At 59.8% G+C, this 17,358-nt stretch carries 22 protein-coding genes and 1 tRNA gene; 8 read left to right on the plus strand and 15 right to left on the minus strand.

All coding sequences use genetic code 11. The features are described from left to right. Positions 1-7 precede the first annotated feature (7 nt). Positions 8-766: a substrate-binding domain-containing protein gene (locus P3C29_RS12995; protein WP_010176563.1), complete on the plus strand. Its 759-nt coding sequence runs from the start codon at positions 8-10 to the stop codon at positions 764-766. On the opposite strand, the gene P3C29_RS13000 is transcribed toward P3C29_RS12995, so the two are convergent. Continuing rightward, positions 758-1,660, minus strand: coding sequence for a LysR family transcriptional regulator (locus tag P3C29_RS13000; RefSeq protein WP_275964697.1), 903 nt, complete (start codon positions 1,658-1,660; stop codon positions 758-760). The genes P3C29_RS12995 and P3C29_RS13000 overlap by 9 nt on opposite strands. A gap of 384 nt (positions 1,661-2,044) precedes the next feature. Between P3C29_RS13000 and P3C29_RS13005 the strand changes: the two genes are divergently transcribed. From P3C29_RS13005 to P3C29_RS13015, 3 genes are read left to right on the plus strand one after another with little or no spacing between them, the layout of a single operon-like run. Next, the gene (locus P3C29_RS13005) at positions 2,045-2,326 is read left to right on the plus strand and encodes a type II toxin-antitoxin system ParD family antitoxin (protein WP_010176565.1); all 282 of its coding nucleotides are present in this window, start codon (positions 2,045-2,047) and stop codon (positions 2,324-2,326) included. Then, positions 2,323-2,637 (plus strand): type II toxin-antitoxin system RelE/ParE family toxin, encoded by a 315-nt coding sequence (locus P3C29_RS13010; protein ID WP_275964663.1) that lies wholly within the window; start codon positions 2,323-2,325, stop codon positions 2,635-2,637. The genes P3C29_RS13005 and P3C29_RS13010 overlap by 4 nt, the downstream gene beginning before the upstream one ends. 49 nt (positions 2,638-2,686) lie before the next feature. Next, positions 2,687-3,616 carry a hypothetical protein gene (locus P3C29_RS13015; RefSeq protein ID WP_242487023.1) on the plus strand — a complete coding sequence of 310 codons (930 nt, stop codon included), beginning with the start codon at positions 2,687-2,689 and terminating at the stop codon, positions 3,614-3,616. On the opposite strand, the gene P3C29_RS13020 is transcribed toward P3C29_RS13015, so the two are convergent. Both P3C29_RS13020 and P3C29_RS13025 read right to left on the minus strand, forming a co-directional pair. Next, positions 3,585-5,210: a methyl-accepting chemotaxis protein gene (locus tag P3C29_RS13020; protein ID WP_275964664.1), complete on the minus strand. Its 1,626-nt coding sequence runs from the start codon at positions 5,208-5,210 to the stop codon at positions 3,585-3,587. The two genes, P3C29_RS13015 and P3C29_RS13020, sit on opposite strands and share 32 nt — an antisense overlap. A gap of 162 nt (positions 5,211-5,372) precedes the next feature. Next, entirely contained in the window at positions 5,373-5,756 is a 384-nt protein-coding gene (locus P3C29_RS13025) for a DUF3077 domain-containing protein (RefSeq protein ID WP_275964665.1), read from the minus strand. Positions 5,757-6,181: 425 nt separating this feature from the next. Here P3C29_RS13025 and P3C29_RS13030 point away from each other — a divergent pair, with 425 nt between their 5' ends. Together P3C29_RS13030 and P3C29_RS13035 are read left to right on the plus strand one after the other, a co-directional pair. Next, entirely contained in the window at positions 6,182-7,003 is an 822-nt protein-coding gene (locus P3C29_RS13030) for an SDR family NAD(P)-dependent oxidoreductase (protein ID WP_275964666.1), read from the plus strand. Between the two features lie 26 nt (positions 7,004-7,029). Continuing rightward, complete coding sequence (locus tag P3C29_RS13035; RefSeq protein ID WP_275964667.1) at positions 7,030-8,052, plus strand: AraC family transcriptional regulator; 1,023 nt, start codon at positions 7,030-7,032, stop codon at positions 8,050-8,052. On the opposite strand, the gene P3C29_RS13040 is transcribed toward P3C29_RS13035, so the two are convergent. The 12 genes from P3C29_RS13040 to dapA form a co-directional block, all read right to left on the minus strand. Then, on the minus strand, positions 8,042-8,656 hold the full coding sequence (locus P3C29_RS13040) for a hypothetical protein (protein ID WP_275964668.1): 615 nt from the start codon (positions 8,654-8,656) through the stop codon (positions 8,042-8,044). The genes P3C29_RS13035 and P3C29_RS13040 overlap by 11 nt on opposite strands. A gap of 104 nt (positions 8,657-8,760) precedes the next feature. Beyond that, the gene (locus P3C29_RS13045) at positions 8,761-9,528 is read right to left on the minus strand and encodes a transcriptional regulator (RefSeq protein ID WP_275964669.1); all 768 of its coding nucleotides are present in this window, start codon (positions 9,526-9,528) and stop codon (positions 8,761-8,763) included. Then, on the minus strand, positions 9,525-10,022 hold the full coding sequence (locus P3C29_RS13050) for an RNA polymerase sigma factor (RefSeq protein ID WP_201126121.1): 498 nt from the start codon (positions 10,020-10,022) through the stop codon (positions 9,525-9,527). The genes P3C29_RS13045 and P3C29_RS13050 overlap by 4 nt, the downstream gene beginning before the upstream one ends. Before the next feature lie 58 nt (positions 10,023-10,080). Continuing rightward, complete coding sequence (locus P3C29_RS13055; protein WP_275964670.1) at positions 10,081-10,632, minus strand: tetratricopeptide repeat protein; 552 nt, start codon at positions 10,630-10,632, stop codon at positions 10,081-10,083. Between the two features lie 43 nt (positions 10,633-10,675). Then, complete coding sequence (locus tag P3C29_RS13060; protein WP_275964671.1) at positions 10,676-11,233, minus strand: cytochrome b; 558 nt, start codon at positions 11,231-11,233, stop codon at positions 10,676-10,678. A gap of 78 nt (positions 11,234-11,311) precedes the next feature. Further along, complete coding sequence (locus P3C29_RS13065) at positions 11,312-11,746, minus strand: DUF86 domain-containing protein (RefSeq protein ID WP_275964672.1); 435 nt, start codon at positions 11,744-11,746, stop codon at positions 11,312-11,314. Further along, positions 11,736-12,131 (minus strand): nucleotidyltransferase domain-containing protein, encoded by a 396-nt coding sequence (locus tag P3C29_RS13070; RefSeq protein WP_275964673.1) that lies wholly within the window; start codon positions 12,129-12,131, stop codon positions 11,736-11,738. The genes P3C29_RS13065 and P3C29_RS13070 overlap by 11 nt, the downstream gene beginning before the upstream one ends. Positions 12,132-12,252: 121 nt before the next feature. Further along, positions 12,253-12,342 (minus strand) — tRNA-Ser (locus tag P3C29_RS13075). Between the two features lie 83 nt (positions 12,343-12,425). Beyond that, a complete protein-coding gene (gene purC / locus P3C29_RS13080) occupies positions 12,426-13,139 on the minus strand; it encodes a phosphoribosylaminoimidazolesuccinocarboxamide synthase (RefSeq protein WP_003211975.1) in 714 nt (237 codons plus the stop codon). A 28-nt stretch (positions 13,140-13,167) separates the two neighbouring features. After that, complete coding sequence (locus P3C29_RS13085) at positions 13,168-13,926, minus strand: MBL fold metallo-hydrolase (protein ID WP_010176582.1); 759 nt, start codon at positions 13,924-13,926, stop codon at positions 13,168-13,170. A gap of 4 nt (positions 13,927-13,930) precedes the next feature. Then, the gene (gene bamC / locus P3C29_RS13090; RefSeq protein ID WP_010176583.1) at positions 13,931-15,046 is read right to left on the minus strand and encodes an outer membrane protein assembly factor BamC; all 1,116 of its coding nucleotides are present in this window, start codon (positions 15,044-15,046) and stop codon (positions 13,931-13,933) included. A gap of 17 nt (positions 15,047-15,063) precedes the next feature. After that, positions 15,064-15,942, minus strand: coding sequence for a 4-hydroxy-tetrahydrodipicolinate synthase (gene dapA, locus P3C29_RS13095; RefSeq protein ID WP_010176584.1), 879 nt, complete (start codon positions 15,940-15,942; stop codon positions 15,064-15,066). Between the two features lie 261 nt (positions 15,943-16,203). Between dapA and P3C29_RS13100 the strand changes: the two genes are divergently transcribed. Continuing rightward, the gene (locus P3C29_RS13100) at positions 16,204-16,764 is read left to right on the plus strand and encodes a glycine cleavage system protein R (protein WP_003172487.1); all 561 of its coding nucleotides are present in this window, start codon (positions 16,204-16,206) and stop codon (positions 16,762-16,764) included. Between the two features lie 10 nt (positions 16,765-16,774). After that, positions 16,775-17,248 carry a peroxiredoxin gene (locus tag P3C29_RS13105; protein WP_010176585.1) on the plus strand — a complete coding sequence of 158 codons (474 nt, stop codon included), beginning with the start codon at positions 16,775-16,777 and terminating at the stop codon, positions 17,246-17,248. Positions 17,249-17,358 lie beyond the last annotated feature (110 nt).

The following is a 17,358-nucleotide window of genomic DNA, read 5'->3' on the forward strand; positions in this document are numbered from 1 at the left end:
CACGCCGATGAAATCCCTGTTGAAAACACTGGTGGCACTGGCGATCGGTTCCGTGGCGATGGTTGCCCACGCTGAAGCGCTGAAAGTCATGACCTCAGGCGGCTTCACCGCTGCCTACAAGGTGCTGGGTGCGCAATACGCGACACAGAGCGGCGACACCCTCGACACCATCCTCGGCCCGTCGATGGGCAAGGCCCCGGAAGCGATTCCCAACCGCCTGGCCCGTGGCGAACACGCCGACGTCGTGATCATGGTCGGCTACGCCCTGGATGAGCTGATCAAGCAAGGCAAGGTCGACAAGGCGTCCCGCGTTGAGCTGGCGGATTCGCGCATCGGCCTGGTGGTCAAGGAAGGCGCTGCCAAGCCCTCGATTGCCACCGATGCCGAACTGAAGGCCGTACTGACCAACGCCAAATCCGTGGCGTATTCGGACAGCGCCAGCGGCGTCTACGTCGAAAAGGAACTGTTCAAGAAACTCGGCATGCCGTCCAAGGGCACCATGATCGAACGCATCCCGGTGGCCTCCCAGGTGGCCAAGGGTGACTACGAGGTGGGCTTGCAGCAGGTGTCCGAACTGTTGCCGATTCCGGGCGTGACCTACGTCGGAAAAATCCCTGAAGACGTGCAGTCCGTCACCCGGTTTGCCGCAGGCATTCCGGTGAATGCCGAACACCCGGCGCAGGCGAAAAAGCTCCTGCAATTCCTCGCCTCGCCCCAGGCGCAACCGGTGGTGCAATCCACCGGCCTGGACTCGGTGTCACACTGACCGAAACGGCATCTCCCGCGTCAACCGCTCCAGTTCCAGTGCCGCCGGCGTCAACGTACGCCCGCGGCGCTTGATCAATCCCACATTACGCACCACCTCCGGCTCCACCAGCGGCACACTCATCAGAATCGGGTGCTCGCCTGCCGGCATCGCAATCGACGGCACCATCGCCACCCCCAACCCCGCCTCCACCAGCCCGATCATCGTGGTCACGTGATGGGTTTCGCAGATGCTTTGCTTCTTCACCCGCACACCGCGCAGGGCCTGGTCCAGCAGGAAGCGATTGCCTGAGGTCTTGTCCACGGTGATGTAGTCGTGCTCGTACGCCTCGGCCCACGTCACACTGGCCCGGTCCGCCAATGGATGTTCCCGGCGACAGGCCAGCACATAACGCTCTTGCAGCAACAGCTCGAACTCCACCCCGTCGGCCAGGCTGCCGCTGAAACTCACGCCGAAATCTGCCTCGCCACTTTCCACCGCCGCACACACCTCGCCGGCACTCGCGTCCAACACCCGCAGGCGAATCTTCGGATAGAGCTTGTGGAATTCGAAGATCACGTGGGGCATGAAGTAGTACGCGGTGGACGGCACACAGGCGATGGTGACGTTGCCCATACGGGTTGAGGCCACGTTGCTGATGCCCATCAGGGCGATGTCCAGGTCATCGAGCATGCGCTCGACTTGGGGCAGGAACGCACGACCGACCATGGTCAGGCTGACCCGGCGCGTAGTGCGTTCGAAGAGTTTGACGTCAAGGGCGGATTCAAGCTTCTCGATGCGCCGGCTGAGGGCCGGCTGGGAGATACGGATGGCTTCGGCCGCCGCACGGAAACTGCCCTTGTCTACGACGGCACGGAAGGCTTGGAGGTCGTTGAGGTCGAAGTTGATGATCACGAGGGCAGCCATTGGTTGATCAGATGTGGCGGGCATTATCGTATGGGGGCTGGCGGGATGCTATTGGCGCGATCCACCTACTCGGGATCAGCCAATAGCCCTGCAGAAAATATGCGGTCATACATATCAGACGGGAATTAGCGCTGGTGAGAAACGGAGGCCCTGAAAAGCGTCAATACTGACAACCTCAAATTTCCTTCTTACTCCTTAGGCCCGTTATGGAAAAGTCTTTGACGATGGATTACCCCACCAATATCTGCACGAAACAGGCGGCACGCTGCTTAGTCCAGGAGATACCAACGGCTCACACTGGTTCAGTTATCGCTTGCAACACGCCCATCGTTGGGTAGGATTAAATCCTACCCAGCAAAAGCGGACGCCACCATGCGCTCAACCCAGCAAATGAGCATCACCTTGCCGATTGAGATGGCCGCACTCGTCAAAGCCAAAGTGAGCACCGGCGAATACGCCAGTGAAAGTGAAGTCATACGCGATGGGCTACGCGCCCTGCTGGCACGTGATCGCGCAATGGAGGACTGGCTTCGGGATCAGGTGATTCCGGCAGCCGCCGCTCTCAAAGCGGATCCCGGTAGCGCGTTGTCTGCCGCCCAGGTCCGCGAACAGATGGCAGCAAAACGCAAACAGAAAGGCACTCGCAAGCCGTGAGCTACACAGTAGCTTTTTCACCCAAGGCAGTAGCGCAACTCGAAGAACTTGAAGACTACATCACCCAGGCCGGCTCACCCATCGTCGCTGCGCGCTATGTAGATGCCATCATCACTTATTGCGAAAACCTGTCCCTTTTTCCCCAGCGTGGGACCAGCCGTGAGGATTTGTTACCCACTCTGCGTACAACTCACTATCGGCACGCCACGCTCATCGCTTTTACAGTGGATGCCGACACGGAAACGGTATCGATTCTAGGGGTGTTTTACGGAGGGCAAGACTATGCGGCCCTCTTGCAGGATAACGATTAACTTCAGCTCCACTCTTTTCCATTCCCCATACCTACCGGCAGCGCAATCAATGGATCAAACAATAAAAAGGACTTCAAGCCCGGCCTCTCTCTATCGCACGCTTCGACCAGGGTTGTGGCTACTGGGTTCGCTCTGCTTTGCCGCTTTGGGCTTCTTCGCCTGGCAAAGTTTCTACCCGGTCAGCGCTGCCGATGACTGGAGTGTTCAAGTAGTCCACCGCGACGTGGAAAAGGCCGCATCGCTGATGCCGATGCCCGACGGCTCACTGATGGTCAGCCAGGAGTTGAGCGACGGCCTTGGCAGTATCGTGCGCATTCTGCCGGACGGAAAACGCGAGCTGGTGGTGGGCAATCTATCCAAGCCCGATGGCATGGTTGCCACTCAGGGCGGTTGGGTGTTCAGCCAGGAAGTGGATGGAGCACCGGTCAGCTTTCTCAAGGACGGCGTGGTCACCGAGCTGTTCAAGGGAGAAAGCGTGCAAGGGCTGTGGGACGACGGCGAGTATCTCTACGCCATCGAAGACCGCAAGGTCGGGGCCCGGATCCTGCGCTATCACTGGAGCGACAAGACATTGAGCGTCGTGCGTGACCAACTCAGCGAAGGTGAGTCGATCGTTCGCTGCACGGATGGGCGCATGCTCTACACGGAAAAGAAGAAAGGCGTGGTGCGGGAACTGACCGACGACGGCAGCGATCCGGTGGTACTGAGCCAGCTGAACAAACCCACCTTCCTGATGTGCGATGAGCGCGGGTTATGGATCAACGAGGATTCAACACACCGCGCGCGTTTACTGTTGATCGACAAGCAAGGGCGCCAGCAGACGATTCTGTCTTTCCTGAAGGCCCCGCAGTCGATTGTGCGTACGACGAAGGGAACCTACCTGGTGGCCGAAGGTGGCCGTAACCGTGTCCTGGAATTGGTGCCGTCCCTGGCACGGGTAAACCCCGTTACAGCTGAAACCGCGCCACCGCCTCATTGAGCGACACGGCCAAACGCGCCAGCTCATGGCTCGACCCGTTGATCTGCCCCGCTCCGGAGGACGATTGCGCGGACAGGTCACGAATATTGACGATATTACGGTCGACCTCTTTGGCCACTTGGGCCTGCTCCTCGGCAGCACTGGCGATGACCAGGTTGCGCTGGTGAATCTGGTCGATGGAGTCGGTGATCTGGCTCAATGCGCCACCGGCCCCTTCGGCCAGGATCAAGGTTTCACTGGCGCGCTGGGTGCTCGACTGCATCGACGTCAATGCCTCGCTGGAACCCGTGCGCATCGCGCTGACCATCTGGTCGATCTCCAGGGTCGATTGCTGCGTACGATGGGCCAGCGCACGCACTTCGTCGGCCACCACCGCAAAGCCACGCCCGGACTCACCGGCACGCGCGGCCTCGATGGCGGCGTTCAGGGCCAGCAAGTTGGTCTGTTCGGCGATGGAGCGAATCACGTCCAGCACCTTGCCGATATCCCGCGATTGATCGGCGAGGTTTTGCACCAGGCTTGAGGTTTCACCGATGTTGGTACTCAGCGCCTGAATCGCGCTGACCGTTTCGCCGACGCGCTGCTGGCCGTCGCGGGCCGTTTCATTGGAGAGCCGGGTGGACTCGGAAGTGGAGACAGCATTACGCGCCACCTCATCGGCCGCCGAGGTCATCTCGTTGACTGCGGTGGCGGCTTGCTCGATTTCCGCGGTCTGCTTTTGCAGGCTGCGGCTGCTCTGGTCGGTAATGCCGTTGAGGTCGGTGGCCGATGCCGCCATCTGCCCCGCCGACTGGCGAATCAGTTGCAGGGTACTGCGCAGGCTGCCCTGCATGGTCTGGAGTGCCACGAGCAGGCGCGTCACTTCGTCGTCGCCGGTGACTTCAACGGTCTGGGTCAGGTCGCCTTGGGCGACGTTTTCTGCGGCGCGCACCGCGTGGCTCAGCGGGCCGACAATGCTGCGCGTCAGCAACCAGGCCAGGGCCACGGTGCTCAACGCCGCCAGCAGCACGAAACCGAAGACCATCGTGCGCGAGCGGCTGTACTGAGACTCGGCCGTCTGACCCTGCAGGTTTATCTGGGCGTTGTAGTAGTCGGCCAGGGCATTGAGCTGATTGCCGGAACCGTCGACCACGGTTTTCATGTCCACCAGCAGCAACTTGTTCAGCTCGGCGGTCTGTTGCTTGTCAGCGAGGATGAACGACTGCGTGAGACCTTGCTGATATTGACGCAGGGAAACCTGGAACTGATCGTAGAGGTTGCGTACTTCTGGGGTATCAATCACCGCATTGAGGTCGGCCAGTTTCTTTGCCAGGTCCTGGCTACGGGTGTCCATCTGGCTGCGGTATTGCGCGATGCTCGCCGGATTGGGATCAAGGGCCATGCGCAGGGAAATGGTGCGGATGCGCAGCATGATTTCGCGAATATCCGAGACCAGGCGCATTTTCGGCACCAGGCCGCTTTCAACCTGCACGGCGCTTTCGCGGATGCTCGCCATGTTCGAGAGCGCAAAGAACCCCAGTAACGCCACGAGCAAGGCAATCAAGGCAAAACCGAGACCCGCACGGCGGGCGATGGACAGATTGCGGAGCGACATGGCGATTGTTCTCTTTATTGGCATACGACATCGTATGACAGAGTTTCGGCCAGGCGGGGCGGGACTTGAGGGCGATTCTCGGGAAGTTTCCAGATATAAATTTTCTACAGAAAAGCCCGCTGGCTTTTAGCTACAGCGGGCTCTGCGGGACGTCGTTGGCGTTCACACGTTGGCTGGTTTATCAGCTGAAAATTGACGGTCGAGTACTGAGTCTACTAACGCCTGAGCATTCTCGATCAACTGGGCCAGACCCATGGTTAATCGATAGTGAATGCTGTCTTGGCCATCGGCGCAGCGGTACGCCGTTTCCAGAGCTGATGAAAGGATTTCGGCGGCGTTGGCCAGTGCTTCTTCGGTGCCTACATCCGCACCTACACTGAAAATCCTGCGTGGTGGGCGCTCGTCAGTTTCCGTCGGCTCGGGTACTGGTTCACTTAGATAATAATCAAGCGCTCTTTGCGCGGCGTCGGACATCTTGCCGTCGTTGAGTTTATTGCGAGCGCGAGCGCCGAAGGAATCAGGGGGATTGGGGGTGATCTTTTTCATGGTGTAGCTCCACGTTATCAGAAGGAGCTGCCATTCCCCTGCTGTCAAACAGGATTGGGTGGCAGCTGTACGCGGGTTGACAGACCGGAAACGTGGAAACCCGGCGCACCCGAAGATGCCCCACGTACAACCGCCATAACAGATAGGCACAGACAAGCGCCTGGAGCCATATACGGGGAAGTACAAAGATCGCACGTTATTCGGCCTGTCAAAACCGGTCGCCATGGGGGCAACGGGCGAAGGTTACCGCCGAGCCTCAAGCAGCGCAACCCTGCATCGTCTGCTTGAGAATCAGGCTACAGACATCACTGAAATGGCGTAATTTGCAAGTCACTTGGCGCCCTCTTGCTAGTGTATGAAAACGGCCCGTCCACCATCATTCGTTCACAGGTTGCTCCCGTTGTCTCAAACGAAGAGGTGTTCGAATGTCCAAAATCTGGTTTATCACCGGCAGTTCCCGTGGCCTTGGCCGCTCGATTACTGTGGCCGCACTGCGCGCCGGTGATCGTGTAGTCGCCACCGCGCGCAATCCCAAGCAGTTGGATGACCTGGTGGCCGAATATGGTGATGCGGTTTATCCCGTCGCGCTGGATGTCACCCACAACCAGCAGGTGCTGGAAGCGGTAGACGCTGCGGTGAAACATTTTGGCCGCCTGGATGTGGTGGTCAATAACGCTGGCTACGGTGATCTGGCTTCGGTGGAAGACGTAACCCTGGAGGATTTTTCGGCGCAGATCGACACCAACTTCTACGGTGTGGTGCACGTCAGCAAGGCGGTGGTGCCGGTGCTGCGCGCCCAGGGCAATGGGCATATCTTTCAGGTGTCGTCGCTGGGTGGACGTATTGGCATGGCAGGCCTGGCCGCATACCAAAGCGCAAAATGGGCCGTCGGTGGTTTTTCCACGGTGCTGGCACAGGAAGTCACGCCACTGGGCATCCAGGTAACCGTGCTGGAGCCGGGCGGCATGCGCACGGACTGGTCGGGCAGCTCCATGACGATTCCCGCCATCAGTGAGCCCTACCGGCAAACCGTCGGTGCCCTGGTGGAATTGCTCAACTCACCCGGCATCCTGCCGACCGGCCCGGACCGGGTTGCCGAAATCGTGCTGGAGCTGGCACTGAACAAAGGCGCCCCGCTACGCTTGTTGATCGGCAGCGATGCCGTGCAATACGCGGCCCGGGCAGCGGCAGACTTGGCCGAGTCGGATAAAAAGTGGCATGACCTCAGTGTGTCGGCCTCGGATTAATCTCACGATTTGAAAGAAGGTGCTGCATGCCTGACGCGACACAACCCCGTTTCAACATACCGGACGTGTTTTGGCTGGCCCTGAAGAGCGTCGGGCTGGAGCCATCGGTGGTGTTGCGTCAGGCGCGCTTGCCCATGACCCTGCATATCCGCGAGCGGCGCGACCGGCGGCAGGTGACGACGCTGGAGTTCTTTCGCCTGTGGGAAGCGGTGCGGGCGCTCAACCCTGATCCGGCCGTCGGAATCCTGCTGATGACCCGCCTTGAGGTCACCGCGCTTCCACCGTCCAGCTTTGCCGCCTTTATCGCCCGGGATTATCGGGATGGCCTGCACCGCCTCGCCCGCTTCAAGCAACTGTGCACGCCTGAGCGCCTGCTGGTTTGCGAGGATGGCCGCAGGTGCACGGTGACCATCGAATGGCTGCACACGCCTGAGCCGCCACCGCCGCTGTTGGTGGACGCGGCGTTTGCCACGTTTGTGGAGTTGGGCCGGCGGGGTTCACGGGCGCAGATCACCCCTCTGAACGTTGAACTGGCTCGCCCGGACGACGGCAGCACCGTACTGGCGGAGTTTTTCGGCTGCCCCGTGCGCTTTGGTGCCGAGCGCAATGCGCTGGTGCTGGATGGCGCGGATCTGGATCGCCCCTTTCCTGGATACAATCCGCAAATGCTGGACATGCTGAACCCGGGCCTGGTGGCGGCGCTGGCCGAAGCATCGGCACCGGCCAGCATCTGCCATCAGGTCAAAATCACCCTCAAGCGCATTCTGGCCAGTGGCCGCCCCGAGATGATCGAAGTCGCGCGGGAATTGGGCATGAGCGAACGCACATTGCAGCGGCGCATTACCGAGGCCGGCAGCAGTTTTCGGCAACTGATGCTGGAGACCCGCCAGGAAGTGGTGCGCCATTTGCTCACCGAGCCGTCTATCGAAATAGACGAGATCGCCTGCCTGGTCGGCTATGAAGACACCAACTCATTTTATCGGGCGTTTCGCTCTTGGGAAGGCACGACGCCGGCTCGGTGGCGGGCGCTGCAAGCCCCTACGTGTTGATAAACGCCGGTTGCTTGCACAGGGTCAGGTTGTTGAGGTGCTCGTTGATGTCGAGCTTTGACGAGCCAATATCGAATTGGTAGTAGACCTTCCACGACATCGCCGCCCGGTTGCCCGTGGTGCAGAACTTTATCAGCTTGGCCTTGCAGGTGGCCTCGTAGAACGTGCCCGCCAGCATGCGCGCCGGGCTGGCGCCGGGGTCCTTCGACTGGCAGGGACAATGGGACAGGAATACCTCGGCTTTGGCCGGCGGCCGGCCGCGCAGGCTGACGAAGTTTTGCACGCATTCGTCGAAATGCTCGATCAACAACTCTTCTGCGTGGCGGCTTTCGACGTCTACGCCGCGCTGCGCCACCAAGGCCTGGGCGACCGGCAACATCGACCGATACGAATCCTGGTGCTCAGCCGTGGTCAGCGTCCTGTTTAATAGCTGCGCATGCAGTTTCAATTTGTTGCCCACGGCACTGTTGGCGACTTGCTCGCGCGATTGCCGGCTGATGAACACGTAGTACCGCGCGCCCTCCAGGCTCAGTACCAAGCCAATCGCACCTGGGCGCTCACGAAGCGGAAGCGCTTCTTTGAGTGTGTCTCGGTAAACCAGCATGGGCCTCTCCCTCACCAATCGATAAACCCGAATCAACAGGACGCCAGATTCGGACAGGTACATTGGTGAACAGTCAGGGGGCCGGGTTTATTCCATACCGGTGACTATACGGCCAGGGTCTTTTCAGCACTGCGCGCCATGATCTGCAAATCTTCAAACGGGTTTCTGCCAATCAACATGAACGCATGGGTTGGGCTGGACCAAAACACCACGTTCATGCCACGGCGCTGCTCAGTGGCCATGGGTGCGGCGCCCTTTTTCGCCGCCGTGATGCACAGCGCCAAAGGACCGTGGCGCGGGTCGAGGTAGGTCAATTGGCCGATCAGTACACCGTCATAATCGAGGATTTGTGCGCGCCTGAACTCGGCGCCCGGCAGGCTGATTGCCTCAGGGCTCAGCGGCAGGCCGAGTTGGCGCCCTACCGAATTCAGTTGAGCGAGATGGGAGTCAGGGTCGGCGCTGAGGTTCTCCAGGGTCCGGGGCGTATACAGCGCCATGTATTCGGCGACCGAGGTGCGCCATCCCGAACCAGGCTCAGGCCGGGGCCACGCCATGAACAGTCGATCAGCGACCACACCGGCCACCGCAAAGCTTGCCGCTACCGCGAGAAACCTGCGTCGACTCAGGGCCGGTGTGTGTGCCGGCGGCAAGGCGTCGAGCATCGCCTGCAAACGCTCGGCAGGGGCTTGGTCGAGAACCGAATCGAACGCTGACTTGAACGACAACTGCCCGCGCTTGAGCTGCTCGACGCGGGCCGTCACGGCGGGATCGATCCCCAGCAGGTTATCGATAAGCTGGCACCGCTCGGGGTCCAGCTCACCGTCGAGATAAGCCACCAGCAGTTCATCCGACGGTAGGCTCTGTTGAGTCATCGTCGTTCTCCGCTCGATTTATCCAGCAGGCCGCTTGAGTGCGCCGTTTCAGCCAGCCTCAAGCGCGCAGCAGCCAGCCGGCTCATCACCGTTCCCACCGGGATGTGCAGGACCTCGGCAATTTCCTTGTATGAAAGCCCTTCGACGTAGGCCAGGAACACCGTCTCCCGCTGGGCTTCGGGTAGCGCATTGACGCGTTTGATGACCTGCGCGGCCAGCACCTGGTCCTGAGCCTGGGTTTCGCCGTCGAACGACAACTCCTCCTCCGCGTCGACAAATCCCTGGCCCTGTCGTACCCGCTGCGAGCGCAGTTCGTTAAGCCAGATCGAATGCATGATCGTCAGCAGCCAGCGGTCGAGCCGCGTGCCGGCCACAAACTGGCCCGCACGCTCCAACGCACGCACGCAGGTGGCCTGCACCAGGTCATCCGCCACATGCTTTTGTCGCGACAGCACCAAGCCGTATCGCCATAAACGCGGCAACAGCAGGCTCAACTCACGGCGCAACTCAGCGTCTTGGGTGATGGCGGTCTCCTGTCGTTTCGCTCACGCGTCAAGCCTGAGGTGCGGCGGCGATAGCTTCGGCCAGGTCTTCGTACTCTTCGCAAGTGGTGCTGCACAAGGCTTTGATTTTCACCAGTTGCTCCTGGGCCAGGTCTACACGGCCCTTGATCACATAGGCCTCGCCGAGGTATTCGCGCACCTGGGCGTAGTTGGGGTCCAGTGCCACGGATTTAAGGTAGTAGCTGATACCTTCATCGGTGCGACCCAACTTGCGGGTGGCGTAGCCGCGATAGTTCAGGGCCTTGGCCGTGTTCGGGTTTTGCAGGGTGTCGAGCAGTGACAGGGCTTCTTCGTAGCGCCCGTCCTTGGCCAGGCGATAGGCGTAATCGGTGCGATCGGCGTCCGAGGTGGCCTTGCTTGTCTGCAATACGCACTTGCCGGTCTTGGTATCCCAGACCTGGCCTTTGGGGCAGTTGGGCTTGGGCGGCGCCGATTCGTCACCGGAAGCGTGGGCCTGGCCGGCCAGTAGCGCGGCGGCCATACAGGCTCCGAAGAACAAGGCAGTGCGATAACCAACGGCGTGTTCGTGGCGACTCTTCATGGCGTTCATGCTCCGTAACAATAGGGAAAGTACCGCAGCAAACTCAGTGTTGAAGATCGCCCCGAGGGCCGGGCAGCATGCGGCGCAGCGTGCTGTCGCGCTGGATGTAGTGATGCCACAGCGCGGCACAGGCATGCAGCCCCGCGAGCACGATGATCGCCCAGGCGACGTTGTTGTGCAGGCCACCCAGGGTGCCCCGCAATTCGTGATCGACCACCAACGGCGCAGGCACCGGGAACAATCCGAAAAAGTTGAAGGGCTCGCCCTGGGCCCAGCGGAACAGGAAGCCGAGGATGACCTGCGTGAGTAATAGCAGGTATAGACAGCCGTGGGCGATTTTGGCGGCCACGTTCAGCGCCGGGTGCGTGTCGGCCTTTAGATGATTGCCGCCGAACAGGCGCCAGAGGATACGTGCAGCAATCAGCACCGCCATCGCGATACCCAGGGAAATATGCACGGATTGCAGGCCTTTGCGCAGTGGCGTGCCTTTTTCCAGGTTTTCCCAGATGTGGGCGCTGGCGAACATGAAGATCACCAGGGCGGCGGTCAGCCAGTGGAACGTGCGGGTCAGGCGGTCGTAGCGGTCGGTGGGGATGTTCATGGGCGTTTCCTGGGTGGTCTGTGGGGTGAACACCGCAACAAGGAAACTTATTCAGAGGGAGGGGGACAATTTTACTGATCAGACCTGCTTATTTTCCAAGCCTGCATCCCTGGTCAAAATATGCGAACTGAATGCCAGAAAATCACCTAGGTGTTTTGTAATGATCGCAACGGTAATCGGCAATTGAAGCGTCTGGTATTCGTGAACAGCAATGTTTCGGAACCCGACCATGTTCTTCAGGTTGGTCAGCAACGCAGGATTGACCCAACCGCCCTGACATAACAACTCAAACACGTCACGGGCTCCTTGTGGAACGCCCAGGCGCTCACGACGAATCAGGTGCTGGCCCATGTCCAACGCGGCCTCACAAGCTCGCTGAATATTCAGGATCGCGGCATCCTGACGTGTGAAATCGGTAGCGAAGCTGGTGGGATCTTTATCGTATTCCTGACGAGCGCGAGCAACGCAACGTTCAATGCTGGCGGCTTTATTGATGAGAACATCATCGACCATATACTTTCCCTTCCTTCTGGATATCCGCCAACAACTCAGCCCTTGCCGTGTCCAGCGCGGTTTTTTCGCTCAGGACATAGCTCTCGAAGAGGCCTGCCTGGATATTCCCGGACCAGAGCCGACGCCCAGTGGTCAACACCTGGTATTGCATCACTGTTGAGGCTGCACGCAAATCAAGCAAGTCGACTGGAACCCCAACTATATCGGCTAGCTCCCCGGAGAGCTGCCATAGCAATAAAGGCTCGACCACTCCCGCAGAAAGAACGGCGACATCCAGGTCGCTCTCACTGCCGGCCTCACCGGTCACTTGGCTACCGAATACATACACAGCCAATAGACCGGGAACTCCAGCACGGAGGTGCGCCAGTATTTTTTCAAAATTCATGACTGATGTCCGAATCGCCAATTCACGAAGACCGTAGCAGAATTCATTATTTAATTTCTGACTGAAAGCAAAAAACCCCTGACAACATTGAAGTTATCAGGGGTTTTTCGTTTTTCAATAATGGCGGAGAGATAGGGATTCGAACCCTAGGTACCGGTGAAGGTACAACGGATTTCGAATCCGTCCCATTCGGCCACTCTGGCATCTCTCCAACGGCGCGCATCATAACAGCCTGTTTCGTGGAAGCAAAGCGCCTAAGCGATTTTTTTCCGTGCTATCAGATGCTTGCGTCGATTACAGCGGTACGCCAAGACGGTTGGCGACTTCTTCGTAGGCTTCGATGACGTCACCGAGGCCCTGGCGGAAGCGATCTTTGTCCATCTTCTTGCGGGTGTCTTTGTCCCACAGGCGGCAGCCGTCCGGGCTGAATTCGTCGCCCAGGACGATGGAGCCGTCGTGGAACACACCAAATTCCAGTTTGAAGTCCACCAGCAGCAGGCCGGCGTCGTCGAACAGTTTGCTCAGGACGTCGTTGACCTTCAGCGACAGTTCTTTCATGCGAGCCAGTTGCTCAGCGGTGCCCCAACCGAATGCCACCACGTGGGATTCGTTGATGAACGGGTCGCCCTTGGCGTCGTCCTTCAGGAACAGTTCGAAGGTGTAAGGATTGAGCTTGAGGCCCTCCTCCACGCCCAGACGCTTTACCAGGCTGCCGGCGGCGTAGTTACGTACGACGCACTCGACCGGGATCATGTCGAGTTTTTTCACCAGGCATTCGTTGTCGCCCAGCAGTTTGTCGAATTGGGTCGGAATGCCGGCCGCCTCGAGTTTCTGCATGATGAAGGCGTTGAACTTGTTGTTCACCATGCCTTTGCGGTCGAGCTGTTCGATGCGCTTGCCGTCGAACGCCGAGGTGTCGTTGCGAAACAGCAGGATCAAGCGGTTGGCGTCGTCGGTCTTGTAAACCGATTTGGCTTTGCCGCGGTAGAGTTCTTCACGTTTTTCCATGATGGGCTCCGCTTGCTAAGTAGGTGGGCTAGGCGATGTGTCGCCAGTCGAGCCCTGAATCTTGATCGGCCAGTTGCAGCCAGTCCGGGTCGCACCCAAGGGTGTCGACAAAACATTGCCGGGCCAGCTGCGGCAGGTTGTTCTTGCTGCTCAGGTGGGCCAGGACCAGGTGTTGCAGGTCTTGCCAGCCCAACTCATACACCAGGTACGCCGCCTGGTGGTTGTTCAAATGTCCAAACTGCCCGCCGACCCGCCGCTTGAGAAAGGCCGGGTAGTGACCCCGCGCAAGCAGGTCACGGCAGTGGTTGGACTCGATCATCAATGCATCGAGGTCGCGGTAACCGTCCAGCACCTTGGCGCAGTAGGAACCCAGGTCGGTGAGCAGGCCGAAGCGCCGTTCACCGTCACTGAATACGTATTGCGTCGGTTCCTGGGCATCGTGGGCCACGGCAACTACATCGATGCTCAAGGCACCGACCTGCAATTGCTCGCCACCAGCCAGCAAACCCGCGGGTTCAATCGGTTTGCGCATCCCGCGCAAGGTACCGCGGCTCAGGTACACCGGAAGATTGTAGCGCCGAGACAGCAAACCCACGCCATGCACGTGGTCGGCATGTTCGTGGGTCACCAGAATCGCACTCAGCTGCGAGGGGTGAACCCCCAGGCGCAGCAGGCGCCGCTCGGTTTCCCGCAGGGAGAAACCACAATCCACCAGGACGTACGTGTCGTCGTGGGCTACAAGCGTGCCGTTCCCTTGGCTACCGCTGCCGAGAACGGCAAAACGCATCGGATCAGCCCAGGTTGTCCTGAATCACGCCCAACACTTTGCGCGCCACATCAGCCGGCGCCACAGTATTGATGTTTTTCTCGACGGTGACTTGCACGCTGTCGCCAACCTTGCTCAAACGAACCTGGTAACGCTCGGCGCGGGTCTCGATCTCTTCCTTGGTCGGCTTGCTGCCGAACAACTTGCTGAAGAAACCTGGCTCGTCGTCTTTCTTCTCGGCTTTTTCGGCCAGGTTGATGTAGTACAGGCCCAGGCTGCGGTTGATGTCTTCAACGCGCCATTCGCCGTGTTCCAGCGCGCGGCCGACACTCGACCAGGCACGGTCCAGGTCTTCACCCAGGTTGAGCACGACGTTGCCGCTGCCGTCTTCGCTGAGGCTGACTCGGCTTGGTGTGTCAAAGCTGCCGGCGGCGAGCAGGGAGACGGAACCGCCCTTCTCGGAGATACGGCTCATGCTGGCGAGCATTTCGTCGACCAGGGCAGCGTCCACGCCGGTGTTGACCGAGCGCGGGGTGAAGTCGACGTTGGCGGTGCTGCCGGCAGGACGCTCGGCGCTGACCACGTAGACTTCACTGGTGTTGCGTTGCACGCCTGGCTCGATACGCACGCGGATGCGGGCTTCGCTGTCATTGGCTACGCCGCCGGCTTGCAGGCGCTTGGCCATGGAGGCCGACAGTTCGCTGGTGTGCTGCCACGCGGTGGTGAATTCACCGGTCTGCGGGCGTTGCTCGTCAATGCGGAAACCGTTGTCCTGGAAGAACTGCACAGCCACCGGCCAGACTTCGGCAGGTGGGCGCTGGGCCATGACCCAACGGGTGTCGCCGCTCTTCTGCAGGCTGTAGTCGCTGGCATCGGCCACGGCCGACAGCGGCTGTGGACGCGGCACTTCGTATTCACCCTTGAAGGTGTCGTCGGCTACGTTGCGCGGGATCGGCAGCAACGGGTCAAGGCGCTTGGCGACATTGACGTCCGACGGCAATTTCATCGGGGCGGTTTGTTGGGCTTCCAGGTAATCGCTACCGCGGTCGCGGAAGTAGCCTTCCGGGCCCCAGATCCAACCGCAGCCACTGGTGCTGGAGATAATCAAGGCAAGTGCGGAAAGTCCGGCCAATCGCTTCATGCGTAGTGCTTCCTCAATTAAACCAGGACGCCGGACTGGCGCAGGGCCTGTCGCAGCGGTTCGTGACAGGCTTCGCTGAGCCAGGTGAGCGGCAGACGGATACCGTCCGGCATCAGGCCCATCTCATGCAGCGCCCATTTCACGGGGATAGGGTTGGATTCGATAAACAGGGTTTTGTTGAGCGGTGCCAATTGCTCGTGGATCGCCCGGGCCTTGACCGCATCACCGGCAATGGCAGCGGCACACAGCTCGCTCATGGCGCGCGGTGCGACGTTGGCAGTCACCGAGATGTTGCCTTTGCCGCCCAGCAGGATCAGTTCGACAGCAGTGGCGTCGTCACCGGAATACACCAGGAAGTCGCTGCTGACGCCGGCCAGGATGTCCTTGGCGCGTTGCAGGTCACCGGTGGCTTCCTTGATACCAATGATGTTCGGTACGGTGGACAGGCGGATCACGGTCTCGGCTTTCATGTCGCAAGCGGTGCGACCGGGTACGTTGTAGAGGATCTGCGGGATGTCGACCGCTTCGGCAATGGCGCGGAAGTGCAGGTACAGGCCTTCCTGGGTCGGCTTGTTGTAGTACGGCGTGACCAGCAGGCAGGCATCGGCGCCGGCTTTCTTGGCGTTGCGGGTCAATTCGATCGCTTCGCGGGTCGAATTGGCGCCCGTGCCGGCGATCACAGCGATACGCCCTGCAACGCGCTTGACCACGAACTCGATCACTTCGATGTGTTCTTCCACATCAAGTGTGGCCGATTCACCTGTGGTGCCGACCGCCACGATGGCGTTGGTGCCCTCTTGCAGGTGGAAGTCCACCAGTTTGCCCAGGCTGTCCCAGTCGAGATTACCTTGTGCATCCATGGGTGTGACCAGTGCCACCATACTGCCCGCAATCATGCAACCGCTCCTGCCGGAAAAAGAGAGCGGTAATGGTACTGGCGCCAAGATGCTTGTACAAGCGAAGTACCGTCTGAGGATGCGTTCTGGATCAACTTAGTTCGCAGCAACGCCATCATTGGGCCAAAGCGGGGTTTGATGAAGCTGATTACGTAATGAAAACGCCACCTCCTAGCCCTTGGCGATGGTTTTCGCTACCCTTCATCCTTTGATTGATACCGCTTTCATCGTATCGACCGCTCATCGCTTTAGGAAGGCTGCATGTCCACCCCCACAGTCCGCGAACAATTCCTTGTCATCAGTGCCCTTGGCGCCAACCCCATGGAGCTGACTAACGTCCTGTGCCGCGCCAGCCATGAAAACCGCTGCGCCGTCGTGACCTCCCGCCTGACCCGCCATGGCGAGTGCAGCGCGCTGGTCCTGCAGATTTCCGGAACCTGGGATGCCCTGGCCCGCCTCGAGACCGGCTTGCCGGGCTTGGCCAAGAAGCATGACTTCACGGTCAACGTGGTGCGCAGTGCGGCCCTGGAAAACCGTCCCCAGGCCCTGCCCTACGTTGCCTATGTCAGCTCGGCCTACCGCTCGGACATCGTCAACGAGCTGTGCCAGTTCTTTATCGACCACAACGTCGAGCTGGAAAACCTGACCTGCGACACCTATCAGGCCCCGCAGACCGGCGGCACCATGCTCAACGCCACCTTTACCGTGACCTTGCCGGCCGGCGTGCAGATCAGTTGGCTGCGCGACCAGTTCCTGGATTTCGCCGATGCCCTGAACCTCGACGCACTGATCGAGCCATGGCGCCCACAGAACCCAATGTAAGGAAGTTTTCATGGCTGTAGTCATCGACAAACCGGTAGCCGACTTCGAAGCCCAGGCAACCAGCGGGCAGACCTTCAGCCTCGCCGGGCTCAAGGGCAAGCAAGTGGTGATCTACTTCTACCCGAAAGACAGCACCCCGGGCTGCACCACCGAAGGCCAGGGCTTTCGTGACCAGCACGCAGCGTTCGAGGCCGCCAACACCGTGGTGTTTGGCGTGTCCCGGGACAGCGTGAAGTCCCACGAGAACTTCAAGGCCAAGCAGGCATTCCCCTTTGAGCTGATCAGCGACAAGGACGAAGCGGTTTGCCAGCTGTTTGATGTGATCAAGCTGAAGAAGCTGTATGGCAAGGAATACCTGGGCGTTGATCGCAGCACCTTCCTGATCGACAAGGATGGCGTGCTGCGCCAGGAATGGCGTGGTGTGAAAGTGCCCGGCCATGTAGACGCTGTATTAGCAGCGGCGCAAGCGCTGAACAAGGCTTGATTCACTTGCTGGCGTTGGAATAGCTGTCGCAGGCAAGACAGCTCCCACATGTGATCGTCGTTCGACATCACAACTCAGTCAATGTGGGAGCCGGGCTTGCCCGCGATGAG

The sequence above is a fragment of the Pseudomonas sp. 1912-s genome (assembly GCF_029269205.1).
Classification (GTDB): domain Bacteria; phylum Pseudomonadota; class Gammaproteobacteria; order Pseudomonadales; family Pseudomonadaceae; genus Aquipseudomonas.

What these genes read in the sequence shown, in the direction of transcription:
- P3C29_RS13025 (WP_275964665.1), bottom strand. Translation starts at nt 5,756, where the DNA reads ATGAAAAAGATCACCCCCAATCCCCCTGATTCCTTCGGCGCTCGCGCT.
- P3C29_RS13020 (WP_275964664.1), bottom strand. Translation starts at nt 5,210, where the DNA reads ATGTCGCTCCGCAATCTGTCCATCGCCCGCCGTGCGGGTCTCGGTTTT.
- P3C29_RS13070 (WP_275964673.1), bottom strand. Translation starts at nt 12,131, where the DNA reads ATGAATTTTGAAAAAATACTGGCGCACCTCCGTGCTGGAGTTCCCGGT.
- P3C29_RS13065 (WP_275964672.1), bottom strand. Translation starts at nt 11,746, where the DNA reads ATGGTCGATGATGTTCTCATCAATAAAGCCGCCAGCATTGAACGTTGC.
- purC (WP_003211975.1), bottom strand. Translation starts at nt 13,139, where the DNA reads ATGGAAAAACGTGAAGAACTCTACCGCGGCAAAGCCAAATCGGTTTAC.
- P3C29_RS13035 (WP_275964667.1), top strand. Translation starts at nt 7,030, where the DNA reads ATGCCTGACGCGACACAACCCCGTTTCAACATACCGGACGTGTTTTGG.
- P3C29_RS13005 (WP_010176565.1), top strand. Translation starts at nt 2,045, where the DNA reads ATGCGCTCAACCCAGCAAATGAGCATCACCTTGCCGATTGAGATGGCC.
- P3C29_RS13085 (WP_010176582.1), bottom strand. Translation starts at nt 13,926, where the DNA reads ATGCGTTTTGCCGTTCTCGGCAGCGGTAGCCAAGGGAACGGCACGCTT.
- P3C29_RS12995 (WP_010176563.1), top strand. Translation starts at nt 8, where the DNA reads ATGAAATCCCTGTTGAAAACACTGGTGGCACTGGCGATCGGTTCCGTG.
- P3C29_RS13055 (WP_275964670.1), bottom strand. Translation starts at nt 10,632, where the DNA reads ATGAAGAGTCGCCACGAACACGCCGTTGGTTATCGCACTGCCTTGTTC.
- dapA (WP_010176584.1), bottom strand. Translation starts at nt 15,942, where the DNA reads ATGATTGCGGGCAGTATGGTGGCACTGGTCACACCCATGGATGCACAA.
- P3C29_RS13040 (WP_275964668.1), bottom strand. Translation starts at nt 8,656, where the DNA reads ATGCTGGTTTACCGAGACACACTCAAAGAAGCGCTTCCGCTTCGTGAG.
- P3C29_RS13015 (WP_242487023.1), top strand. Translation starts at nt 2,687, where the DNA reads ATGGATCAAACAATAAAAAGGACTTCAAGCCCGGCCTCTCTCTATCGC.
- P3C29_RS13100 (WP_003172487.1), top strand. Translation starts at nt 16,204, where the DNA reads ATGTCCACCCCCACAGTCCGCGAACAATTCCTTGTCATCAGTGCCCTT.
- P3C29_RS13060 (WP_275964671.1), bottom strand. Translation starts at nt 11,233, where the DNA reads ATGAACATCCCCACCGACCGCTACGACCGCCTGACCCGCACGTTCCAC.
- bamC (WP_010176583.1), bottom strand. Translation starts at nt 15,046, where the DNA reads ATGAAGCGATTGGCCGGACTTTCCGCACTTGCCTTGATTATCTCCAGC.
- P3C29_RS13105 (WP_010176585.1), top strand. Translation starts at nt 16,775, where the DNA reads ATGGCTGTAGTCATCGACAAACCGGTAGCCGACTTCGAAGCCCAGGCA.
- P3C29_RS13030 (WP_275964666.1), top strand. Translation starts at nt 6,182, where the DNA reads ATGTCCAAAATCTGGTTTATCACCGGCAGTTCCCGTGGCCTTGGCCGC.
- P3C29_RS13045 (WP_275964669.1), bottom strand. Translation starts at nt 9,528, where the DNA reads ATGACTCAACAGAGCCTACCGTCGGATGAACTGCTGGTGGCTTATCTC.